This window comes from Phormidesmis sp. 146-20 (assembly GCF_052939475.1).
In genome coordinates this window covers 35,532-54,669 of sequence record NZ_JBJPHT010000050.1, presented here as the reverse complement: position 1 = coordinate 54,669, position 19,138 = coordinate 35,532, and the positions used below count along the sequence as shown (strand labels likewise).

The following is a 19,138-nucleotide window of genomic DNA, read 5'->3' as shown; positions in this document are numbered from 1 at the left end:
GGCGTGATCTCCACCTGCGGACATCTTACACAGATTTTTGATTTTTTGGAATACCCAATTTTTTGGAGAAACGTTAATCAGGCATTTGGGGATCGACTCGTTCCTTGTACCTTCCGTTTTAGTCAAGACACAGAGCGCCTGGTTTTGAGTAGAGGCAGAAACTTGCTCTGAGACTGCCAGATGACTAAGAAAAGCTTCAATGTCTATAGTGTTTCAGACGAATGGCATCACGAACTTGGTCAAGCAGTTTTTTAGGGGCGCGGTTCCATAAAGGAGTTACAGAGAAGTTGAGTAGTATTAATGCACTAAACATCACCGTAATCAACTACAAAGATTTCTTGAAGTTATCGAATTATTTCCTAGTCCAAAGATATTATGTTGATGCAAGCGTAATTCTGCCTAACTCTCCAATTTCGGGGTGTTATGCAGAGCCTTGTCTGTCCTAATCTCAAGTTTGGAGAGTTAGACAGAGAGTTTTCAGCCTAATCGCCCGCGTCGAGGAGGTTATCTAGACGAGATCAGTCTAAACATAAGTTGGGCAGCCTCTCGCAAGGAGCGCAAAATGCCTCGTTTCTCTCGTTCACCTCGTTGGTTCGAGAGTTCCTGGTTTTGTTTGCTTCGTTGTCGATTGGTTTGTCGATCATGTTATCGCCAGCATTCTTCGTCGTATTGCGCGAAAGATTTCTGGTTCAGCGCGAAGAAGCTCCCCAACAAGTCATTGGAGCGGTCGAGTGGGGCGGTTCGTCTAGCGTTTGGGTCATGTCGTGCGCCGCTCAATTTGGTCGTTATATGCCTCCCCCGGTGCATGGCAGGGTGATTTCATTGTCAGAAACAGAAATCTGGACACTTGATTCTCTCGTTTTGTGCTCTTGAATTTTTTGAATCTTACAAACGAGAGATTAAGACTTCTAGATATCTCCTGACAAGAATGAATCAGCACTGTCGGTGCATGGGGGTTCAGCTTGCTCATATCCTTGATACTTTCTGAAACTGCTTGTTGAGGGTACAGCGTCAAAGCTTATGTGAGTTTTGTGTAAAGATTTTCACCACTACTCCGTCCCTTTACTAGGGCGTGAGGTTTTTGCCGGATATAACCAAGATAATTGAGTAAATAGAATAAAAATCTAACCGAAGCCGTATGCCTGAAAACTCCAGTATTAAATTTACTATCGCCTTCAATGATCCGGCTCTGGACAGCGAAGAACTAGAAGAGCAAGCCCAAAACCTGCTGGCTCAGATGAAAGACTTAGACGAAATTGAAACCGTTGATCGGGTGCTTGATCCGAATCCACCGGAAGGAAACAAGGCAGTAGGTGCAATTTTGGTGGGTCTGCTGACGGCTCAGGTCAATAAAGGGAATGCCCAAAAGGTAATGGGCTTTCTGAGCGATCGCTTGGGCAACAAACCGATCGAACTGGAAGTGGAAGCTAACGGCAAAAAGCTGAAGGTGAAAGCTAGCAGTCAGGCAGAGTTAATGGCAGCGATCGAGGCAGCACAAAAATTTGTAGCAGCATAGGAAAATAGACATGGTGAAGGTCGCATTGCTGATTGGGGTTGGGAATTATGAGCATTCGGATGATTTGAAGCCGTTAGTCAGTGCGCCTAAAGACGTGGCAGCGATGCAGCGGATTCTGCTAAACACGCAGATGGGGGAATTTTCTGAGGTAATCCCGCTGCTCGACCCTGATCCCATGCAGATGCAGGAAGCGATCGAGGCGCTGTATCGTGATCGTGAAAAAGACGATCTAGTCCTCTTATTCTTCTCTGGGCACGGCATCAAGGACGATAGTGGCAAACTGTACTTCTCAACTCGTGTAACTCGTAAAACACCGAAAGGAGAACTGGTCAAATCGACAGCGGTGCCTGCCCGCTTTGTGCATGAAATCATGGGCAACAGCAGATCGAGGCGGCAAGTCATGATTTTGGACTGTTGCTTTAGTGGAGCCTTTGATCCTGCCCTTAACGCCAAAGACGATGGTTCCCTTGATGTTCAGGGACAGCTAGGTGCAGAAGGGCGTGTTGTCTTGACATCTTCCAGTTCTACTCAGTATTCATTTGAGCAGCAAGGCTCAGATCTCTCTATCTACACTCGCTTTTTAGTAGAAGGGATTGAAACTGGGGCAGCTGACCGAGATAGCGATGGCAAGGTTTCTGTTCAGGAATTGCATGAGTATGCAGCTAAGAAGGTGCAAGAGATTGCACCGAAGATGAATCCAAAAATTATTGTGCTGAAGGATGAAGGCTTTGGTGTGGTCTTTGCTAAAGCGCAAATTACTGATCCGAAGCTAAAGTACCGTAAAGAAGCAGAACGCTATTCGATACGGGGTGAAATTTCTCCAGTCGGACGTACTGTGCTCAATACGCTGCGAGTGCGATTGGAGCTAACGCTTGAAGAAGCAAAAGAGATTGAAGATCAGGTTTTGCAACCGTTTCGTGAACGACTGAAAAATTTAGAAGACTACCGATCGGCGTTTGTTGCAGAAGTTGAACGTCAACATCCTCTCACGCAAGAAACTCTCAATGATTTGAAGGATTTACAGGATGTTCTGGGACTGCGAAAGAAGGATGTTGTACAGCTTGAGCAAGAAGTAACATCGCAAGTTGTTAGAAAATCAGAAGTATATCGACAGAAGCTACAACGGTATGAACAAGAACTCACCAGAGCAATTCAAGTTGAGTTTCCATTGAGTCAACCCGTTTGTGAGAGATTGAACAAATTTCAATCTGAATTAGGGTTGACAGATGAGGATGTTGAGCAAATAAAGCAACCAATTATTGAGCGTAGAACAGCTGAGTATCAGCAACGACAGTTAGAGCAGAAAAAACAACAGGATGTAGAAGAACAAAAGCAGCAGGAGGTAGAAAGTCTGCGAGTCGAACAGCAAAGGGAACAGGAATATCAGCAGAATCAGCAACAACCAACTCCTCTGCAACATGAGCCTGTTCGTTCTTCCTCAAAAAATCTACTACTAGCTGGAGCCTGTCTTTCGGCGATAGTCATTTCTGGAGGACTTTTCTACTTCAACTCACCTCGCCCACAGCCTCAACCTATTGTTGAAAAAGAACTGCTTACTGGTAGTCCGCCTCCAGTGGCATCCTCATCTTCCTCTCCGGTTATTTCCTCCATCTCGTCAAAATTCAAACAACAGCAACAACAGCAGCAAGATCCTAAGCAGCAACAACAACAGCAACAAGATCCTAAGCAGCAACAGCAACAGCAACAGCAACAGCAACAGCAACAGCAACAGCAACAAGATCCTAAGCAGCAACAGCAACAGCAACAAGATCCTAAGCAGCAGCAAGACCCTAAGCAACAACAGCAACAAGATCCTAAGCAGCAGGCTCCTGAAACTTGTTCATCTACATATGACCCTACACTATACCGCCCGGGTACTCCTCAGTGGGATGGACATATCGGTAAAATAGCATTTAATAACGGAACAGATAGACCTGTGAAAGTTACGCTATATCACCCTAACAATCCCAGTACGCCATATGGCAGTTGGGATATTCAACCTGGAGCTAATACTCTTCTTGGTAATGATAACTATGGTATGGATTGGGGAATTCAGGTGGACAACTCTAACATTTGCATTGTCAAGCTAGTGTCTGACTTTCATGATGACTCTAATGGGGTTCATTTTCAAACGTGGCCTGAGAGATTACGTTAATTTAGGTAGTGAAGCGAAAGTCTCAGGCAGTTCTTCCCAGAAAGATTCTGGGGGCGAGGAAAAATGCTTTATCTCATACTGTTATGGTCAGCTTTACTCAGGATGGATATTTAACGCCGCGTAGCTTGTTTGAAGGCAATTACGCCGACTTGCTTTCGGTATCACCTTTACTCTCTTGATGCCGGAGCCATGCGATCGCGCTGGAATCACTAGAGGCTCGATAAGAATTACAGTAGTCAGCGCGATCGTCATCCGCTAAACTGAAGGAGTAAAAATTTTACGTTGATCGAACCAGAGATTTTGGCGGAGGTAATGATTGTGACAATTCGAGAAACAGCGATCGTAAAGATACAGCAACTTCCAGAATCGCTCGTGCAAGAAATTATCGACTTTATCGACTTCATCGCCCGCAATCATCAAGCTCAAATAGTCAACCACCCGCTTGAAGGCGATCTCTCTGAAGCTTGGACACGATGGTTTGAGGCTGCTGATAGCTTAGAAATCACACCAACAGCGCCAACCAGCGAATATCAGCAACATTTGCTGAGCAAATATCAGCAACAAGGACTCAGCCTGTGATTCTCTGCAACGCTGGGGTTTTGTTTTGCCTGGTCGATCACACTCAACTTCAGCACAACGCTTATCGAACGACCGTTACAGGTTTGGCAAAACCTCTGGTCACAACTTAGGCATTTTTAGAGACTTTGATCTGGTTCTGATCTCCAAATGTATGATCGTAGAACTCGCGATCGGCATTGTTGTCGGTTTTATTTTGAAGTAGGTGGCAAAGATTGGCGCTAACCGCACTAGCAATCTTCAGGTTATCTCGTCCAGCGAGTACATCTCGCGACATTTTGCTGAAAACTTCCCTAGACATGCCTTTGATATTTTTCAACTGCCTCCTGAATTTGTCATTGTGCAGTCAGTGAACGATCGAGTGATTAGTGAAGACTTTTACACTTCTCTGGGGTCATCTACAAAAGTTCTCTACGCCAATGAAGAATACAGAGGGTATGGTTATTCTGCGCTGACTGCACCTGTTTATCTTTGTACGGTAGTTATCCCAATTGTTGTTGGGTTCTTCCCTGCTCTTTTACCCTTTATCGGCAAGACTTTTAGCCGACTGCTCTATTCTGGCATGACGTGGATGTTCTTATCGTTCCTGATTCAGCCGCTATTTGGGTTGCTGATTCAATCTTCAAATCTCCAGGAGTGACGAAAATCCCATTCCGTCCACCCAAGTTGGGATGGGGTAAGCTAAAGAAGCAAACTCTTAAGAGGGGAGATGGGGAGTATGACATTGGCTGAGGTGCTTCCTGCGGCAAGACAGCTTTCTGCAACCGAAAAGCTCAAGTTGATCCGGATTCTGGCTGAAGATTTGGAGACGGCTGAAGACATTGCTCCACTGGAACCCTTCAAAACTTATGACCTACCCACTCCGTATGATTGTTTTGGAGCGGGCGCGGTTTTGATGGAAGCCTTCAAGCAGTCAGATGTTAGTCGGTGAATCTATGCGGTTCCAGTATTCAACCACTAGCCCAGATCAAAATGAGTTTGACAGCCTGCCAAGACTCCCGCTATCGTTGCGTCGGGAAGAGCAAAGTGTTGAAACGGTTGGGCTAGTGGATAGCGGAGCAACGGTTAATGTTTTGCCCTATGAACTCGGTCTTCAATTGGGTGAAATTTGGGACGATCGCAGAGCCATCATTCAATTAGCGGGCAATCTTAGCAATCAGCCAGCAATGCCTTGTGCAGCGATCGCCCAAATCGGAGAATTTCCACCAACTGAATTACTTTTTGCATGGGTAAAACGCCCAAACACGCCGTTAATTCTGGGTCAGACAAACTTTTTTCTAGAATTCGATGTTTGCTTCTACCGTTCCAAAATGGAGTTTGAAGTCAAACCAAAATCGCCGTAGCCAGCCAGCTAATACCAAATCAACCAACAAATGATACTCATAAAAAATCAGTTAATTAACCGATTTCTATCTCTTAGATTTGAAAAGAACCTATCAGGGAAGCCGTTTCAAAGTCCCCCAAAATGGGGGATTTAGGGGGCGAGGATCTGTATCAGTAACTAGTGGATTTGGTATAACCAGTCCTTGGAGCGGCGATTTGAAGATTTTTCGCTTCGTTCCAGTCTTCTTGTCGCCGCTCAACTTGGTCGTTAGACCGCTTAAATTATCGGTGAGACGCAGTTGGGAGTTATCAGTTGAACAATTAACGTTATTCTGTAGTTGAACTCTTGACAGAACTAGATTTCCCTACTAACTATGACAGAAGCTAAGGTACGCCAACAATATAACCGATTGGCAACTGTTTATGATCAACGATGGAAGCACTACGTAACCAACACGCTAGAATTCCTCAAAGCCTGGACGCATCTCTCCTCTACAGAAAGGGTGCTGGATATTGCTTGTGGCACAGGTGAATTTGAACGGATGGTATTGGCTGAAAATTCAACCCAGAAAATTGTTGGAGTTGATATTTCAGAACAAATGCTAGCGATCGCTAAACAAAAAAATCGCGCCTTCCCCAATGTCTCATTTCAGGTTGCAAATGCGTCCAACCTACCCTTTGCAGACAACAGTTTTGACATTGTGGTTTCTGCAAATGCCTTTCACTATTTCGATGATCCTGTAGCTGCCCTTAAAGAAATGAAGCGGGTAGTTAAGCCAGGTGGAAGAGTAGTCATTCTGGATTGGTGCAGAGATTTTTTAGTCTGCAAAGTTTGTGATGGTTTGCTCAAACTGGTTGATCCGGCTCATCGGCAATGCTACTCTCAAAAGGAGTTTCATGACTTATTGGCTACTTCGGGGTTTGTGGTTGAATGTTCTGAAAAGATGCGTTTTGGCTGGATTTGGGGACTGATGATTGCTACAAGCAGACCTTCAACAACAGCAACTCAAAATGAACCAAGAACCTCTGTTTGATCCTGAAGCGCGGGAATCTACAAGACGTTATGATTTTGACTGGCTCAGAGTTGCAGCAACATTTGCAGTCTTTATTTTCCACTGTTTGCGATTTTTTGATCTCGATGCTTGGCATGTTAAAAATAACCAGCTTGATGCGATCGCCACCACCCTCGCGGAAATTTTGCTGCAATGGATCATGCCATTATTTTTCCTATTATCTGGAACGAGTCTCTACTTTGCACTTCAGTCTCGTACCGCAGGGCAATTTCTTCGAGAACGCTGTATGCGTTTGTTGGTTCCTTTATTATTCGGTATTTTCGTCTTATCTCCCCCACAAGTTTATCTGGAGCGTTTGAGTAATCCATATCATGGTGTTGCGCCCTGGAGTAGAGGGCAGTTTTCAGGTTCCTTTTGGGAGTTTATCCCTTACTATTTCCAGGGATGGTATTTATTTGGCGGAAACTTTGCCTGGATGGGAATTCATTTATGGTATCTGTTAACATTATTTCTATTTTCGCTGTTACTACTTCCCCTATTTATAGTAATTAGGCAAGGCAAGGGGCGAAGACTGCTTGAAAAGTCGGCAATTGTTTTAGCAAAACCAATGGCTATCTTTTTATTCGGGTTGCCTATCATAGTTCTAGAAAGCGGACTCAATCCGGCAACATTCGGCGTTCGGGCGGCAGGTGGATGGAATTTTTTCACCTATTTCACATTTTTGCTATACGGCTACCTTATCGTTCAAGATCGGCGAATTGAACAGGCTGTCTATCGACACTTGCTTTCGGCATTAGCGATCGCAGGATTAACAACTCCACTTTTGCTAGAACCTACTCGCCATCTACTGACTGGTAATGGGACGGTATATGCTTCACTCGGTTATACGCTGATAACAACTTTAAAATCCTTCAATTGCTGGTGCTGGATGGTTACATTGTTGAGTCTCGGCAGAAGATTTTTAAACTTCAATCATCCAGCATTACGATACATGAGTGAAGCGTCTTTGCCCTTCTATATCCTGCATCAACCCATCATTCTTGTGATTGGGTTTTGCATAGCAGATTGGAAAGTGGGAGTGCTGATGAAGTTCATGGCATTGAGTTCAATCGCTTTTATTGCGATCGCTCTGCTCTATGAATTGTTTGTGAGGCGGATCAACTTGCTGCGCGTTTCCTTTGGTTTAAAGCCAGCATGAGAAACATTATGCAAAATTTGTGCTTTTCGCGTGATCGGTACGGTCTAACAACCGTGTTGCAGCGGACGGTATCAAGATCTTGGTGATGATGCAAAAGTTGCTGTAGCAATCCTGTCTGAGTTGTGAGAATTCGATCGCTAGTGATTAGTAGTTAGTGATTAGTAGTTAGTGATTAGTAGTTAGTTGTAAATCGATGGCTAATCACCAATCACTAACGCCCTTAGCTCTCAAGTCTGGAGAACTTTCTGTTAGAGTCGATCAGATTAAGCGATCGCGACTCCTGACTCTTGTGACTGTTGGGCAAGCTCCATAAGACGGCGAATCCGCTCCTCGGTTGATGGGTGGGTGCGAAATAGAGACTGTAATCCTTGAGTCGAGAGCGGATTAACAATCAACAACGGCGACATCGCAGGATTGCCATTCATCGGGATTTGGTGACCAACTTGTTCTAGCTTTTCTAAGGCACTCGCCAGCGCCAGAGGATTGTGGGTAATTTGAGCAGATCCCTGGTCAGCCGCATATTCACGAGTGCGAGAGATCGCAAGTTGAATCAACGTAGCAGAAAGCGGCGCGAGAACAATCAAAAAGAGCAGCCCGATCGGGTTTGCCCCCCGGCGATCGTCGCGATAAACCGGCCCATAAAGCGCCCCAAAGGTCAGCATTCGCCCCAAAAAGGTGATAGCTCCGGCGATCGTGCCTGCAACCGCCTGCGTCAGGGTGTCTCGATTTTTAACATGGGTCAACTCATGCGCCAAAACGCCTTCTAACTCATCGGGCGAAAGCAAGTCTAAAATGCCCTGAGTCACCGCAACCGCCGCATGATTGGGGTCGCGTCCAGTCGCAAAAGCGTTGGGCGATTGAGTTGGAACAAGAAACACTCTTGGCATCGGAATCTCAGCCCGATCGCATAGCTTAGAAATCATGTCAAACAATTCGGGGGACTGCGATCGCTCGATCGGTTGAGCTGCGTAAGCTGCAAGGGCTGCTTTGTCAGAGTAGAACCAGGAGCCAAAACTAGTCATTGCCGCAAAAATTAGCCCCAAGATCAGTCCTTGTTCATTGCCAACCAAGTAATAGCCACCCAGGACAAGAACGCCACTGAGTAATCCTAAGAGAGCAGCCGTTTTCAGTTCGTTGACCCCAAGCATGAGATTTCCCCAAAGTGTTTTAGACGGTAGTTGGTCTTAAGTTCTCAGATTTCGGTAAGCTTTAGACTCTATCCAATGAGAGAAAGCCGACTCTTTCGGTGGGGGAGTTTGAAAATGAGTTTCAAAGTAGGCTGTGCGATCTGGGCGTACAAGGGATGGGTGGGCGACTTGTTTCCTCGTGGGAGTCGATCGACTGATTTTCTCAATCTCTATAGTCGGCGGTTTACCACAGTGGAAGGGAATACAACGTTTTATTCAATTCCTGATGCCGAAACAGTGAGTCGCTGGGCACAAGAAACGCCTCCCGGATTTGAGTTTTGCTTGAAGTTGCCCAAGATTTTTACTCACAAGGGGCGACTAGAGCCAGCGATCGCGGATTCTCTCAAATTCTTGAATCACATGCAGGGCTTAGGCGATCGACTTGGGCCATTGTTTGCTCAACTACCACCAAGTTATAGTCCGGCTCATCTAGATGACTTGACAAAATTTCTGCAAAGCTGGTCGGGTCAAGCTGCTTTAGCGCTCGAAGTGCGTCACCCTGACTGGTTTAGAGAGCCACATCAGAGTCGATTAAATGCCCTGCTCAAAGACCTTAAAATTGGTCGAGTTCTTTTGGATACGCGCCCTATTTATAATGCGCCCGACGACCCCCAAATCGAGTCCGAACGCAAGAAACCAAACGTACCATTACAGCCGATCGTCACGGCTCCAATTTGTCTGATTCGATTTATTAGTCACCCTAACGCAGCCTTAAACCAGACATACCTTGACGAATGGGTTAAGTGGATTGAGCAGTGGCTTCCTGAAACACAAGTCTATTTCTTTGTCCATTGCCCAGTAGAAGAGCGATCGCCTCAAACTGCCCGCCACTTTCAACAGTTACTCGAACTTCAGAATGTCCCAATTCTTCCTCTCCCCTGGAATCAAATTCCTCAACCTTCGCAACAGCTTGATTTATTCTCAGGCTCCTGAGTCTAGGGTGTAGGCTGTTTAGTTCCATAGAGATCCCGACTTCTTTGAGAGGTGGGGATTTTTTTATGGTTGCATTCTGTTTTTTAGGAGGGCTATATCTTGAATTTTTGCTCGTTGTACAAAGAACAAGATCTTTCGTAGAAGGCGATACAGAATATTCAAAAACATCTGCATAAAGGTTAGCGATTCAACGTGTGATGAGAAGTTAGGAAAAATAAACTTCAAAGTTACAGAGGTCACCATGAATTCTACAATGCCGCAAGTATCGCAATTTAAAGCAGATAGTTACAAAGCTGTTTCCACAAAAGTTACCCGAAAAAGCTTATCTGCTTACTGGGTTATGCAAGATGGAAAACTTGTCTGTAAATGGATAATGCAATAGTCCAATTAATACTTTTTGACACTGAGGAAACTTAGATGATTCATCATATTTCGATCGCCGTCAACAATCCCCAACACGTTGCTAATGTCATTGCCGAACTGTGGCAGGGGCAAGCCGTCCCATTCCCTGGTCATGAGGGGAGCTATGTTGCATTTGCTTTTGATTCCTATGGCACAGCTATTGAGGTGATGCCAAAAAGCCTCATCTTGAAGCCAGGTTTAGAAACGGCACCTGTTCAATTTTATGACTCCAATTTCAATACTCGCTACACGGCAACTCATGCAAACATTGCTGTTCCGATAAGTGAGGCAAAAATTTGGGAGATCGCCGATCGCGAAGGCTGGCGGGCCGTCCGATGCAGACGCGCAGGTCTCATTGACTTAATCGAGTTTTGGGTCGAAAACCAGGTTTTGCTGGAATTGTTGCCCCCAAACCTCATGTCAGAATATCTTGCGGTTGTGCAACCAGAAAGCCTGAAAGCGGCATTGAGAAGCCTGGCTTCATAAGACCTTTGACGGGAGACCTTAGATGAAAGACCAAAGTCCAAAGTCTAAAGTCCCCATTTTATTTACTGGAGATATCTATCGTGATTTCGTTATTGGATTATCAGAAAAAACGTCGATCGCAGAGCCTTTGGCTTTTGTTGTTGTATCTTGCGCTGCTTTTCTATGGATTTGGCGTACAGATGTTGGAATCGTTTCTCAACTACCCAATGTGGTGGGATCTGGGCGCACGCATGAGTAATGTAGATTTTATCGCGGTTCGTCAGGTGCATCAGTGGCGTATTTTCCCACTTCTGGTAATTCTGTTGGCGCTGCGGGTTCCAGTGTCGATCGCGCTATTCTGGTGGCGACCGGCCTTTATTCGAGTCTGGATGCTGGTGGCTATTCTCGCTTTGCAGCTAATTGGATGGACATCAAGCGTTCGGATTCAAATTCCAATTCAGTTGGCGCTGACAAATCAAGGGTTTTCAAACGAGTTATTTGCGCGACTGATCACCACGGATATTTGGTTTCGGGTATTGCCTTTTGTCTGTGAAGTGTGGATTGGTTTGCTGATTGTGCGACTGATGCTTGGATTGGTTTATCTGTCTCGATCGACGAGTTCAATTCGATGAACTTTTGCTTCGATGTTGTCATTCTCTGCCCTCCGGCCTTTCAGTTCTAGAAGACTTTAAGAGAAGAGTTTTGATTCAAAGTTCTCTGGTAAAGAATGTGATCGAATTCGCATCGAATAGACAATTCAATGTATTAGTTGAATATAAACCTGACTCCTTAAATAACTTCTACAACAACTTTTACAACAATGATTGATATTGGACTGACTCATATAGCGCTTCCTGTCTTGGAGATTGAACGAAGTATCAAGTTCTATGCCACCTATGCTGAAATGCAGGTAATTCATCAGCGTGTTGATGCAGAAACCAGCGTGGCAGTTGTTTGGCTATCTGATAAGACTCGCCCCTTTGTATTAGTCTTAATCGAGACAAAATCGGTGCAGCCTGTTCTATCTCCGCTGGCCCATCTCGGAATCGGTTGTAAAAGTCGTGAACAGATGGATGCTTTATGTACAATGGCGCGACAAGAAGATGTGCTACTTCAAGAGCCAAAAGATTCTGGGTATCCGATCGGCTACTGGGCCTTCTTACGCGATCCAGATGGGCACACGCTCGAACTGTCTTATGGGCAAGAAATTGGGTTGACTGTTGAGAAGAGTGTTTAAGACTTGGAGTTGACGAACTAATCTTGTGACTTAAACCAAGTACCTGCCGCTTAACAAAGCAACCTTTTACCAAAGTTCAACCTGAAACGCTGATTCTCGTGTTGAGCAATCGCATTGGTTTTCCACTTGATTCAGCCATAACCATGCCAAAAGTTCAAATTTCGACCATCTCCTTGCCAAAAGTTCACAGTATGACTATAAGTTCTTCTTATGATTTAAGGAGGACATTCTTTCGGTCAAGCGATCAATTCATGAAAGTGAAGCTTCATCACATCAATCAGCGCTGCGTCAAATTAATTACTTATCTATTCACATTTTGCTCAGAGCCATCAGGTTCTACTAAATCTCTAACACTCACTGCATATTCCTTTGCTGCGGTTGCAAATGGAAAAGGAAATGGTAAAGCGCCATCATCGGCGGAGTAGGGATATCTGCTTCGGAGTCGATGAACCAGAAGAGCAAGCTGGTCGGGCTGAATACCTGGGTGATGAACAACCGTAACTTCTAATAATCTTGCATTAATATTAAGGTGGCTACCATCCTCTAATCGAGATTGTGAGATCTTTAGAGCATATTGCTCAGTCGTTGCAGACCTTCTTAGACTTAAGTAAAGAGGCTGTTCAGATTCGCAGATGTCTTGCCAGCGATAAATTCTGCCTCTCGCTCGACTTCCAGCTTGTTCTCGACCCTTTAAGGAAGGTTTGACGATCGCGACAGGAGTTTCATTGCTGCTTCCTTGTAAGCGTAATCGGACAATCCATAGGCGATTTAGTTCATCAGCATCTTTTAGCTGAAGCGCCTTTAGTACCTTATCCGGCTGCAAACTAGGATTTTGCAGCCAGGATAGCAATCCTTTGCGCCGAGCATTTTGAGCCTCTGCCATAAAGCAGCATTGGGGCAGATCGTGTATTCGGATCAGTCTTCTTTACCTTTTTACGACTAGCAGGTTGCGATTGACTGTCGGTAGCTGAGGATTTGGATCTAGCAGGTAAACCTAAAAAATTGATTGATTTGCCAATTTGAGTGGCTTCACCAACGCGCTCCACGTGATACGTTGGGTTGGCGAGTAATGCGCTCGGATTCGGCAAACGAGTATCATCCGCCAGCAATGCCTCGATCGCGATCGACCAGCCAGCAGCTTCTCCTCGACGTTTTAGGGTTAATGGAAGAAAACAAAGCGGTTGCCGCACTCCATCCAACAAGCGCAATTCATTTCCAATGTAAGCGGTAAGCCCTCGATAGGGCGGACGTTCTAAAGCATTCACAATCCATCGACGCACGGAGAGATCATAGCAAGCACAATCCAATTGAACGGTGTTGGGCTGCACTGGAGAACTTTTGGAATGGGACGGTGCTAGATTCAATTGAGACTGCCGTCCAGTGGGCTGCCAACATGACTTGGAAGGGAATTGCTCCGATAGTGCAGATCCTGGATACTCTCTACGAGAAAGGGGTCAAAGTTCCGCTTTCAGAACTAGAAGAATTCTACTTTCCTTTTTGGCAACGCTCTGAAATTTTGCCTAAGTGGGACATTACAATCAGCCCAATATAACTGGTACTTCATTTAATTGCTGATCCCTAATGACTGGAACGGCACTTTCGAGGGCTTGGGCGAGTTGTCGGGAGTCTTCGTCGATCTTCTGGACAACGCCCTGACGATGCTCGAATTGGTAGATGGTGTCCTGCAATTGCTGGTCAAGGACGCGGCGATCGGTAATGACGATGACGCTATCGAACACCCGGTTGTTTTGGTCATCGTGGAGAGAAGCCAGGCGATGAGTCAGCCAACCGATCGTGTTGCTCTTGCCGCTGCCTGCGGAATGCTCAATCAAATAGTTATGCCCAACGCCATCGAGTCTTGTGGCTTCGGCGAGTCTTCGGACTGCCTGAAGCTGATGATGGCGAGGAAAAATTAGGCTCTCCTTTTTGAACTTTCGCCCTTCGTCGTCACGCTTTTCCTCAACTTGGAGGTGTAGGAAACGGGCAAGCAGATCGAGCAGGCTATCTCGCTGGAGAACTTCCTCCCAGAGGTAGGCGGTGCGATAGGTGCATCCATTTGGGTCAGGTGGATTGCCAGCCCCACCTTCACAGCCCTGGTTGAAGGGTAGAAAATGAGTGGCATCGCCTGCCAAGCGAGTGGTCATCCACACTTCTTCGGTATCAACGGCAAAATGAACCAGAGTGCGCCGTTTGAATTCAAAGATTGGCTCACGCGGATCGCGGTCTTTGCGGTATTGGTGTTTAGCGTTCTCGAAGGTCTGTCCAGTGAGCGGATTCTTGAGTTCGAGACTGGCGATCGGGATGCCGTTCACACTGAGGGTTACATCAAGGGATTTGGCAGAATCGCGGTTTGCCGAAGGCAACGCTTCGCGAACGCTGTAGCGAAGTTGACGAGTAATACCGACGCAGTTAGCCGCGTATCGAGCCTCTAGGTCAGGGTTCAAACTATGTGCAGCTTTAAAGTAGGCGATTCGTAAGGTACGACCATAACATTTGAAGCCGTGGCGGAGGGTGTGGAGGGAGCCATAAGTATCCATCCACTTGCAGAGGTCGGTCAGAATTTGGGTGGCAGTATTCTCTCCATGAAGCGCTTCTAGCTTTGCCCACTCTTTGGGCTGGGTGGTGCGAATGAAGGCGATCGCTTCATCAGGAAAAATGGCACGGGCGCGATCGAACCTGCTCTTGACTTGAATATAGCCATGCGTCAGCAAGTGATTCTCAATCACGCTCTCAAAAGCGGCTTCACTATGACGGGCTTGGCTCATTTTTTAGCTCTCTTTGATTTGGCAATCTCTTCTAACTTGGAAATTCGTTTTTCTAAAACTTGAGCGAGAGTAAAACAAAACGGTTCTGGCTGTCTATGCTGATTGGATTTTAGGGCTTTCAATCGTTTTCGTGCATCTTTGATCGAAAGGTTGTTTTGTGTGCCAAGCGTTCCTTGAATTGCGGCTCTCCGAAAAGCAGTGAGGTCGTGATGATCAAGCGCCAGCTTTCGGATAGTGGTCGCCGCAGCTTGATCGCCCTCTTTAGATTTAATTCCACCTCCTAAGTTGAATAAAAAGCGGATTTCGCAAGAAGGATCTAGTGGAGAAACAAATAAGTGCTGCTCGGCAGGGGGTGGCCAATTACCTTTTTGTTCGGCTCCGTAGGGTATCTTGGCTTTTGGGTTTGGTTTGGGGTAACAGGCAACGAGGTTAGTGTATGAGACGGTTTCTTGTAAGGTGCAGTGGCCTTGAGGTTTGACATGTTCGAGGTGGCAGTAGCAAACACGCGGATCGTGGAGATTGACGTAGCCATCAATTCTCATTCCGGTGTAAGCACACAAGCAGCCTTGCTCTTTTAACAAAGCCTCAGTTAGAGCCTGGGTAACGCAACTGTCTTGACGCATCAGGTCGTAGCCAAAGTTAATGTCCTTTCCGCAACGAGTGCGCCATTCGGTCAGTTCACTTGGCTCACCCTTCTTCTGAATCCATCTCATCGTCTAAATCCACTTCATCTGCTAAGGCTTCAAGGTTGTTAATGCTGGCTTCTAGCCGAAATACTTCGGGATCGTCGCCGTGCTGCATAGTTCTTAATGTCTCAAGACGACTTCTAGCAAGGTCAAGTTCTCCTTCTTCCAGGGCATCTTCTACTAGGTTAATCTGGGCTTGGGTGGAGGCGTTGCGGGATGCGGTTCCCATCAAATGCTCCAGAATTCAGCTTGAATCTAACCCAAATCCCTGAAGCCCTTCTTGAATGGCTACGACTCGATCGCCCTCTTTAACAATCAGGCTTAAGCCGGGTGGTTTGACTTCGCCCACAATTTGCGGTGAGTGAGTGGTGGCAATGAATTGACAGTTGGGAAAAGTTTGGGTCAGTTTGGCGACGATCGTGCGTTGCCAGATCGGATGCAGGTGCAAGTCGAGTTCGTCAATCAGCACGACGGCTTTGCCTTGTAGAGAATTTTCTAAGATTGGGTTGGCTTGAGAGAGTCCTCGCGCCAAGTCGAGAACTAGTGCCAGAACGCTGCGTTCACCATCAGAAAGCTGACGGACATCCAGCGTGACACCTTATTTTTCGAGCATTAAAGTAGGTTTTCGTTCACGCACGACTCGTAAATTAGTACACCAATCTAAAAAGCTTGTTACAATATTTTGTAAAACTTCAAGTCGCTCTTGAGCAGAAGGTGATCCTGAGTCTGCAAGCTCTTTTTGAACCATCCACCAAGTGATAAACTCCTGTAGACGTAACATACGAGGCTTGAGAGCCTCAACAAAAGCAACGGACTGATCTCCTGCTGCCATTTGGATATTCGGTTCTTTGCTATCAAAGAGCATTGAACGCCGAGTTGAGAAATAGATAACAAGTGGCTGCTCAGTCGCAGATTTTAGCGGGAAAAGAATGTCTGTACGATTAGGTTTTAGCTCAACGTCATGCTTTTTATCTCGGCTTACATAACACTCAAAAGGAATGCCAGAGGTTATAAAATTGAGTTGTACAGTCAATTTATTTCGATCGTGCATCACATCATCAATGCTAAAAGTTAGACGGGTTTCTTCTGATACAGTAAATTCAGGTAGCACTCTTGAGAATGCAATTCTTATTGCATCAAGTACGGAAGATTTACCTACGCCATTGATACCTACAAGCAAATTCATGCCTGGAGCGACAAAATCGAACTTCACCTCTTGAAAAGCGCGAAATTGGTTAAGGGTGAGACTACTGAGTTGCATAGGCCTCCTTCACACGAATTTTCCCAGTAACGGCGGCTGAAATGAGAGCAGTACGACGTTCCTGTAAAAGCTCGGCGGTGTATTTAGTGACGACTTCCAGCTTATCAAGTTTAGCGATTTGAGCTTCAACGTAATTGACTATTGCTTGTTGTTCTTGAAAGGGAGGAAGGGGAATTAGAAATTCCCCAACAATTTCAGTATTTAAGTTGTCCATTGTTGTCCCTACTGACATTAGGGATAGCCACGAGCCTGCAAATGTGTTGGTAAGCAATAAGACCAGGTACTTTGAGTCTAAAATTTTTGCGTTGGGTCGCACTCGAAGACTACCCGAACCACAGAGCCAACCGACTTCCTTATCCGTCACCAGTCCACACCGACCAATCTCGCCTCGGCGGGCAAGAACGACATCTCCAATCTCTAATCGGTGAACCGCCAAGTACTTTGCCATTATTTTATTTACAGTGACTCGATCACCTGGCACAATTCTTCCACTAGTCAGATGAGCAGGATTAATAACGGGAATTCCGCCATCTTTGCGATCAATGTAATCCTCAGCATGAAGCTGTGATCCAAAGGGACCTGTTTGCAAAGACTTGCATATTAACTTTAGCCTTCCCGTTTTCCAATTTCCAGGGAACATACCCAACCACTCAATCTTTGAATCACGCATTGGGACATCAAGATTCAGACCACGAGTGACGGCGTGGGTGATGAGGGCGCGGCGTTTTTCTGCAAGGAGTTGGAGGAGGCGTTGTTTGAGGGTGATGAGGGTGTCGAGTTTGGCGGTTTGGCGATCGAGGTATTGGGCGATCGATCGTTGTTCAGAGAGCGGGGGAAGTGGAATTAAAAGATTACCGATAATGTCCCAGTCTGCATGAGGCATCTTTACGCCAAACGTTGCAGCATTTACTTGATCAATAAATTCACTAGTGAGCAGCACATCAAGCAGAAACTGCCCGTCTAACTCCATATCAGGTTTCATGACGAGCAATTCAGTAGTACAAACTCCTGCTTCTTTGGCAAGGTGTGCTTTGGCGAGGTACGGGCGGAGCTTCCCAAACAAAACATCGCCTGATTCAAAGTAACTGACTATGCTTTTGCTTTCATCCTTGTCATCTAATAATTCAGTAGGTTGTTCTGACTTAATTAAGCGCCCTGTCCAAGATTCAATGTTTTCAAGACCTACATAGTTGTGTTCCTGTGAACTGCCAGTAGTGCGGAATGCTCTTAATCCAACAATTGTTTTGAGCCTTGCTATTTTCCATATATTCAGTATTTGCTCTAGCCATAATACACTCACAAGAACACCTCACAAATCGCTTTCCACTTCCCAGTCTTCCAGCTTCAGACCTTCTACACGGCTAAATTCTCCGATGTTGTGAGTCACCAGCGTCAAGTTATTGGCTAGAGCGATCGAGGCAATTTGTAGATCGTATGCACCGATCGGTGTTCCAAGAGATTCGAGTTGAGCGCGAACGACTCCGAAAGTAGTTGCAGCAAAATCATCAAAGGGCAACGACACCAAAGCATTTAAAAATTCCCGTTGTCGTGCTAGCGTCCGCTCAGGATTATTACTCCGCATTGCGCCATAAAACAATTCAGCTTTCACAACCGAGCATACAAAAACCTGCGATCGCGGAACTTCCCCCATTTTTCGTCGGACATTAGAATCTGTTTGATTAAGGTAAACAATGCAAACATTTGTATCTAAAAGGTAAGTCACGCAATGGGTTCCCTCACATCATAAGGCGGCTGTGGATGGCGAATGATGGGATCGTCCGCTAAACATCCTGCTGTCTTCTCAAAAAATCCCGCTTCCCAACCTAACTCACTTTCGGATGTAGCTGTGCTTTGATTTGTCTCTTGGCGCAAAAACTCAGCAAACTTCAAAACTGTTCTCGCTTGCTCTTCTGGCAATGTTTTTACTAACTCATAAATTGTTTCTGCGGTACTCATAAGCTATTCTCCTAAATTGAACGAACGCTCACTTTGTAATCTGACTAGCATTGCAACGGTTATTAACTCGCGATCGGTAACTCAATATACTCACACAACGTCTGCGGTTCTGGAATGGGTAATCCCTCTTCCTGCATTGCCTCTAAGTGCATCTCGATCGCTTCCCGCATATTTTCCATCAGATCCTCTACCGTGTCTCCAACGGTGACACAACCTGGTAAATCAGGAATATAAGCCGAGTAATTCCCCTCTGCTTTTTCAATCACGATCGTGTAACGCATCATTCATCCTCCAACTGAGCTTGCTTCCAAATACTCATCAACGTACCAATCGCCAGATCCTTCGAGAGTTTTCCTGGAACGGTTACTGTTCCTACTTTCTCTGAATGTTTAAACTGATGATGACTCCCTTTTGTCCTGGCTGAGTACCATCCATCTTCCTCTAAACGCTTGATCACATCTCAAA

28 protein-coding genes are annotated in these 19,138 nt (G+C 45.7%); 14 read left to right on the top strand and 14 right to left on the bottom strand.

What is annotated here, in order from left to right:
• On the bottom strand, positions 1-180 hold a 180-nt coding region (locus ACKFKH_RS27195; RefSeq protein ID WP_446861484.1), incomplete at its 3' end, for a hypothetical protein.
• A 462-nt stretch (positions 181-642) separates the two neighbouring features.
• On the opposite strand from ACKFKH_RS27195, the gene ACKFKH_RS27190 reads away from it, so the two are divergent.
• From ACKFKH_RS27190 to ACKFKH_RS27150, 9 genes are all read left to right on the top strand, one after another.
• Positions 643-873, top strand: a complete 231-nt coding sequence (locus ACKFKH_RS27190; protein ID WP_446861481.1) for a hypothetical protein — start codon at positions 643-645, stop codon at positions 871-873.
• Between the two features lie 265 nt (positions 874-1,138).
• Complete coding sequence (locus tag ACKFKH_RS27185) at positions 1,139-1,516, top strand: hypothetical protein (RefSeq protein WP_446861480.1); 378 nt, start codon at positions 1,139-1,141, stop codon at positions 1,514-1,516.
• Between the two features lie 10 nt (positions 1,517-1,526).
• Positions 1,527-3,671 carry a caspase, EACC1-associated type gene (locus tag ACKFKH_RS27180; protein WP_446861479.1) on the top strand — a complete coding sequence of 715 codons (2,145 nt, stop codon included), beginning with the start codon at positions 1,527-1,529 and terminating at the stop codon, positions 3,669-3,671.
• 318 nt (positions 3,672-3,989) lie between these two features.
• Entirely contained in the window at positions 3,990-4,250 is a 261-nt protein-coding gene (locus ACKFKH_RS27175; RefSeq protein WP_446861478.1) for a DUF2281 domain-containing protein, read from the top strand.
• Positions 4,251-4,452: 202 nt separating this feature from the next.
• The gene (locus ACKFKH_RS27170) at positions 4,453-4,887 is read left to right on the top strand and encodes a hypothetical protein (RefSeq protein WP_446861477.1); all 435 of its coding nucleotides are present in this window, start codon (positions 4,453-4,455) and stop codon (positions 4,885-4,887) included.
• Between the two features lie 78 nt (positions 4,888-4,965).
• A complete protein-coding gene (locus ACKFKH_RS27165; RefSeq protein ID WP_446861476.1) occupies positions 4,966-5,178 on the top strand; it encodes a hypothetical protein in 213 nt (70 codons plus the stop codon).
• Positions 5,165-5,590, top strand: coding sequence for a hypothetical protein (locus ACKFKH_RS27160; RefSeq protein ID WP_446861475.1), 426 nt, complete (start codon positions 5,165-5,167; stop codon positions 5,588-5,590). The genes ACKFKH_RS27165 and ACKFKH_RS27160 overlap by 14 nt, the downstream gene beginning before the upstream one ends.
• 354 nt (positions 5,591-5,944) lie before the next feature.
• Positions 5,945-6,604: a class I SAM-dependent methyltransferase gene (locus ACKFKH_RS27155; protein ID WP_446861474.1), complete on the top strand. Its 660-nt coding sequence runs from the start codon at positions 5,945-5,947 to the stop codon at positions 6,602-6,604.
• A complete protein-coding gene (locus tag ACKFKH_RS27150) occupies positions 6,582-7,781 on the top strand; it encodes an acyltransferase family protein (protein ID WP_446861473.1) in 1,200 nt (399 codons plus the stop codon). Before ACKFKH_RS27155 ends, ACKFKH_RS27150 begins: the two co-directional genes overlap by 23 nt.
• Before the next feature lie 263 nt (positions 7,782-8,044).
• On the opposite strand, the gene ACKFKH_RS27145 is transcribed toward ACKFKH_RS27150, so the two are convergent.
• A complete protein-coding gene (locus tag ACKFKH_RS27145) occupies positions 8,045-8,929 on the bottom strand; it encodes a M48 family metalloprotease (protein WP_446861472.1) in 885 nt (294 codons plus the stop codon).
• A gap of 114 nt (positions 8,930-9,043) precedes the next feature.
• Between ACKFKH_RS27145 and ACKFKH_RS27140 the strand changes: the two genes are divergently transcribed.
• From ACKFKH_RS27140 to ACKFKH_RS27125, 4 genes are all read left to right on the top strand, one after another.
• Positions 9,044-9,901 (top strand): DUF72 domain-containing protein, encoded by an 858-nt coding sequence (locus ACKFKH_RS27140; RefSeq protein ID WP_446861471.1) that lies wholly within the window; start codon positions 9,044-9,046, stop codon positions 9,899-9,901.
• A 417-nt stretch (positions 9,902-10,318) separates the two neighbouring features.
• On the top strand, positions 10,319-10,789 hold the full coding sequence (locus tag ACKFKH_RS27135) for a hypothetical protein (RefSeq protein WP_446861470.1): 471 nt from the start codon (positions 10,319-10,321) through the stop codon (positions 10,787-10,789).
• A gap of 80 nt (positions 10,790-10,869) precedes the next feature.
• The gene (locus tag ACKFKH_RS27130; RefSeq protein ID WP_446861469.1) at positions 10,870-11,400 is read left to right on the top strand and encodes a hypothetical protein; all 531 of its coding nucleotides are present in this window, start codon (positions 10,870-10,872) and stop codon (positions 11,398-11,400) included.
• Between the two features lie 188 nt (positions 11,401-11,588).
• Positions 11,589-12,005: a VOC family protein gene (locus ACKFKH_RS27125; RefSeq protein WP_446861468.1), complete on the top strand. Its 417-nt coding sequence runs from the start codon at positions 11,589-11,591 to the stop codon at positions 12,003-12,005.
• 301 nt (positions 12,006-12,306) lie between these two features.
• On the opposite strand, the gene ACKFKH_RS27120 is transcribed toward ACKFKH_RS27125, so the two are convergent.
• Together ACKFKH_RS27120 and ACKFKH_RS27115 are read right to left on the bottom strand one after the other, a co-directional pair.
• Positions 12,307-12,888 (bottom strand): RNaseH domain-containing protein, encoded by a 582-nt coding sequence (locus ACKFKH_RS27120; protein ID WP_446861467.1) that lies wholly within the window; start codon positions 12,886-12,888, stop codon positions 12,307-12,309.
• Entirely contained in the window at positions 12,830-13,369 is a 540-nt protein-coding gene (locus ACKFKH_RS27115; protein WP_446861466.1) for a pPIWI_RE module domain-containing protein, read from the bottom strand. The genes ACKFKH_RS27120 and ACKFKH_RS27115 overlap by 59 nt, the downstream gene beginning before the upstream one ends.
• Here ACKFKH_RS27115 and ACKFKH_RS27110 point away from each other — a divergent pair.
• Complete coding sequence (locus ACKFKH_RS27110; RefSeq protein WP_446861483.1) at positions 13,276-13,557, top strand: ISAzo13-like element transposase-related protein; 282 nt, start codon at positions 13,276-13,278, stop codon at positions 13,555-13,557. The two genes, ACKFKH_RS27115 and ACKFKH_RS27110, sit on opposite strands and share 94 nt — an antisense overlap.
• Here the strand turns inward: ACKFKH_RS27110 and ACKFKH_RS27105 are convergent.
• The 10 genes from ACKFKH_RS27105 to ACKFKH_RS27060 all read right to left on the bottom strand — a co-directional run bounded on the left by ACKFKH_RS27105 (position 13,544) and on the right by ACKFKH_RS27060 (position 19,130).
• On the bottom strand, positions 13,544-14,770 hold the full coding sequence (locus tag ACKFKH_RS27105) for a type I restriction endonuclease (protein WP_446861465.1): 1,227 nt from the start codon (positions 14,768-14,770) through the stop codon (positions 13,544-13,546). The two genes, ACKFKH_RS27110 and ACKFKH_RS27105, sit on opposite strands and share 14 nt — an antisense overlap.
• On the bottom strand, positions 14,767-15,483 hold the full coding sequence (locus ACKFKH_RS27100; protein WP_446861464.1) for a hypothetical protein: 717 nt from the start codon (positions 15,481-15,483) through the stop codon (positions 14,767-14,769). Before ACKFKH_RS27100 ends, ACKFKH_RS27105 begins: the two co-directional genes overlap by 4 nt.
• Positions 15,458-15,685: a hypothetical protein gene (locus tag ACKFKH_RS27095; protein WP_446861463.1), complete on the bottom strand. Its 228-nt coding sequence runs from the start codon at positions 15,683-15,685 to the stop codon at positions 15,458-15,460. Before ACKFKH_RS27095 ends, ACKFKH_RS27100 begins: the two co-directional genes overlap by 26 nt.
• A 15-nt stretch (positions 15,686-15,700) precedes the next feature.
• Positions 15,701-16,045: an AAA family ATPase gene (locus ACKFKH_RS27090; RefSeq protein ID WP_446861482.1), complete on the bottom strand. Its 345-nt coding sequence runs from the start codon at positions 16,043-16,045 to the stop codon at positions 15,701-15,703.
• A gap of 9 nt (positions 16,046-16,054) precedes the next feature.
• Positions 16,055-16,717, bottom strand: a complete 663-nt coding sequence (locus ACKFKH_RS27085; protein WP_446861462.1) for an AAA family ATPase — start codon at positions 16,715-16,717, stop codon at positions 16,055-16,057.
• Positions 16,704-18,017 carry a restriction endonuclease subunit S gene (locus ACKFKH_RS27080; protein WP_446861461.1) on the bottom strand — a complete coding sequence of 438 codons (1,314 nt, stop codon included), beginning with the start codon at positions 18,015-18,017 and terminating at the stop codon, positions 16,704-16,706. Before ACKFKH_RS27080 ends, ACKFKH_RS27085 begins: the two co-directional genes overlap by 14 nt.
• A gap of 9 nt (positions 18,018-18,026) precedes the next feature.
• Positions 18,027-18,440 carry a type II toxin-antitoxin system tRNA(fMet)-specific endonuclease VapC gene (gene vapC / locus ACKFKH_RS27075; RefSeq protein WP_446861460.1) on the bottom strand — a complete coding sequence of 138 codons (414 nt, stop codon included), beginning with the start codon at positions 18,438-18,440 and terminating at the stop codon, positions 18,027-18,029.
• A complete protein-coding gene (locus ACKFKH_RS27070; RefSeq protein ID WP_446861459.1) occupies positions 18,437-18,673 on the bottom strand; it encodes a DUF2281 domain-containing protein in 237 nt (78 codons plus the stop codon). The genes vapC and ACKFKH_RS27070 overlap by 4 nt, the downstream gene beginning before the upstream one ends.
• A 62-nt stretch (positions 18,674-18,735) precedes the next feature.
• Complete coding sequence (locus ACKFKH_RS27065) at positions 18,736-18,954, bottom strand: type II toxin-antitoxin system HicB family antitoxin (RefSeq protein WP_446861458.1); 219 nt, start codon at positions 18,952-18,954, stop codon at positions 18,736-18,738.
• Positions 18,954-19,130: a type II toxin-antitoxin system HicA family toxin gene (locus ACKFKH_RS27060; RefSeq protein WP_446861457.1), complete on the bottom strand. Its 177-nt coding sequence runs from the start codon at positions 19,128-19,130 to the stop codon at positions 18,954-18,956. Before ACKFKH_RS27060 ends, ACKFKH_RS27065 begins: the two co-directional genes overlap by 1 nt.
• Between the last annotated feature and the right edge of the window lie 8 nt (positions 19,131-19,138).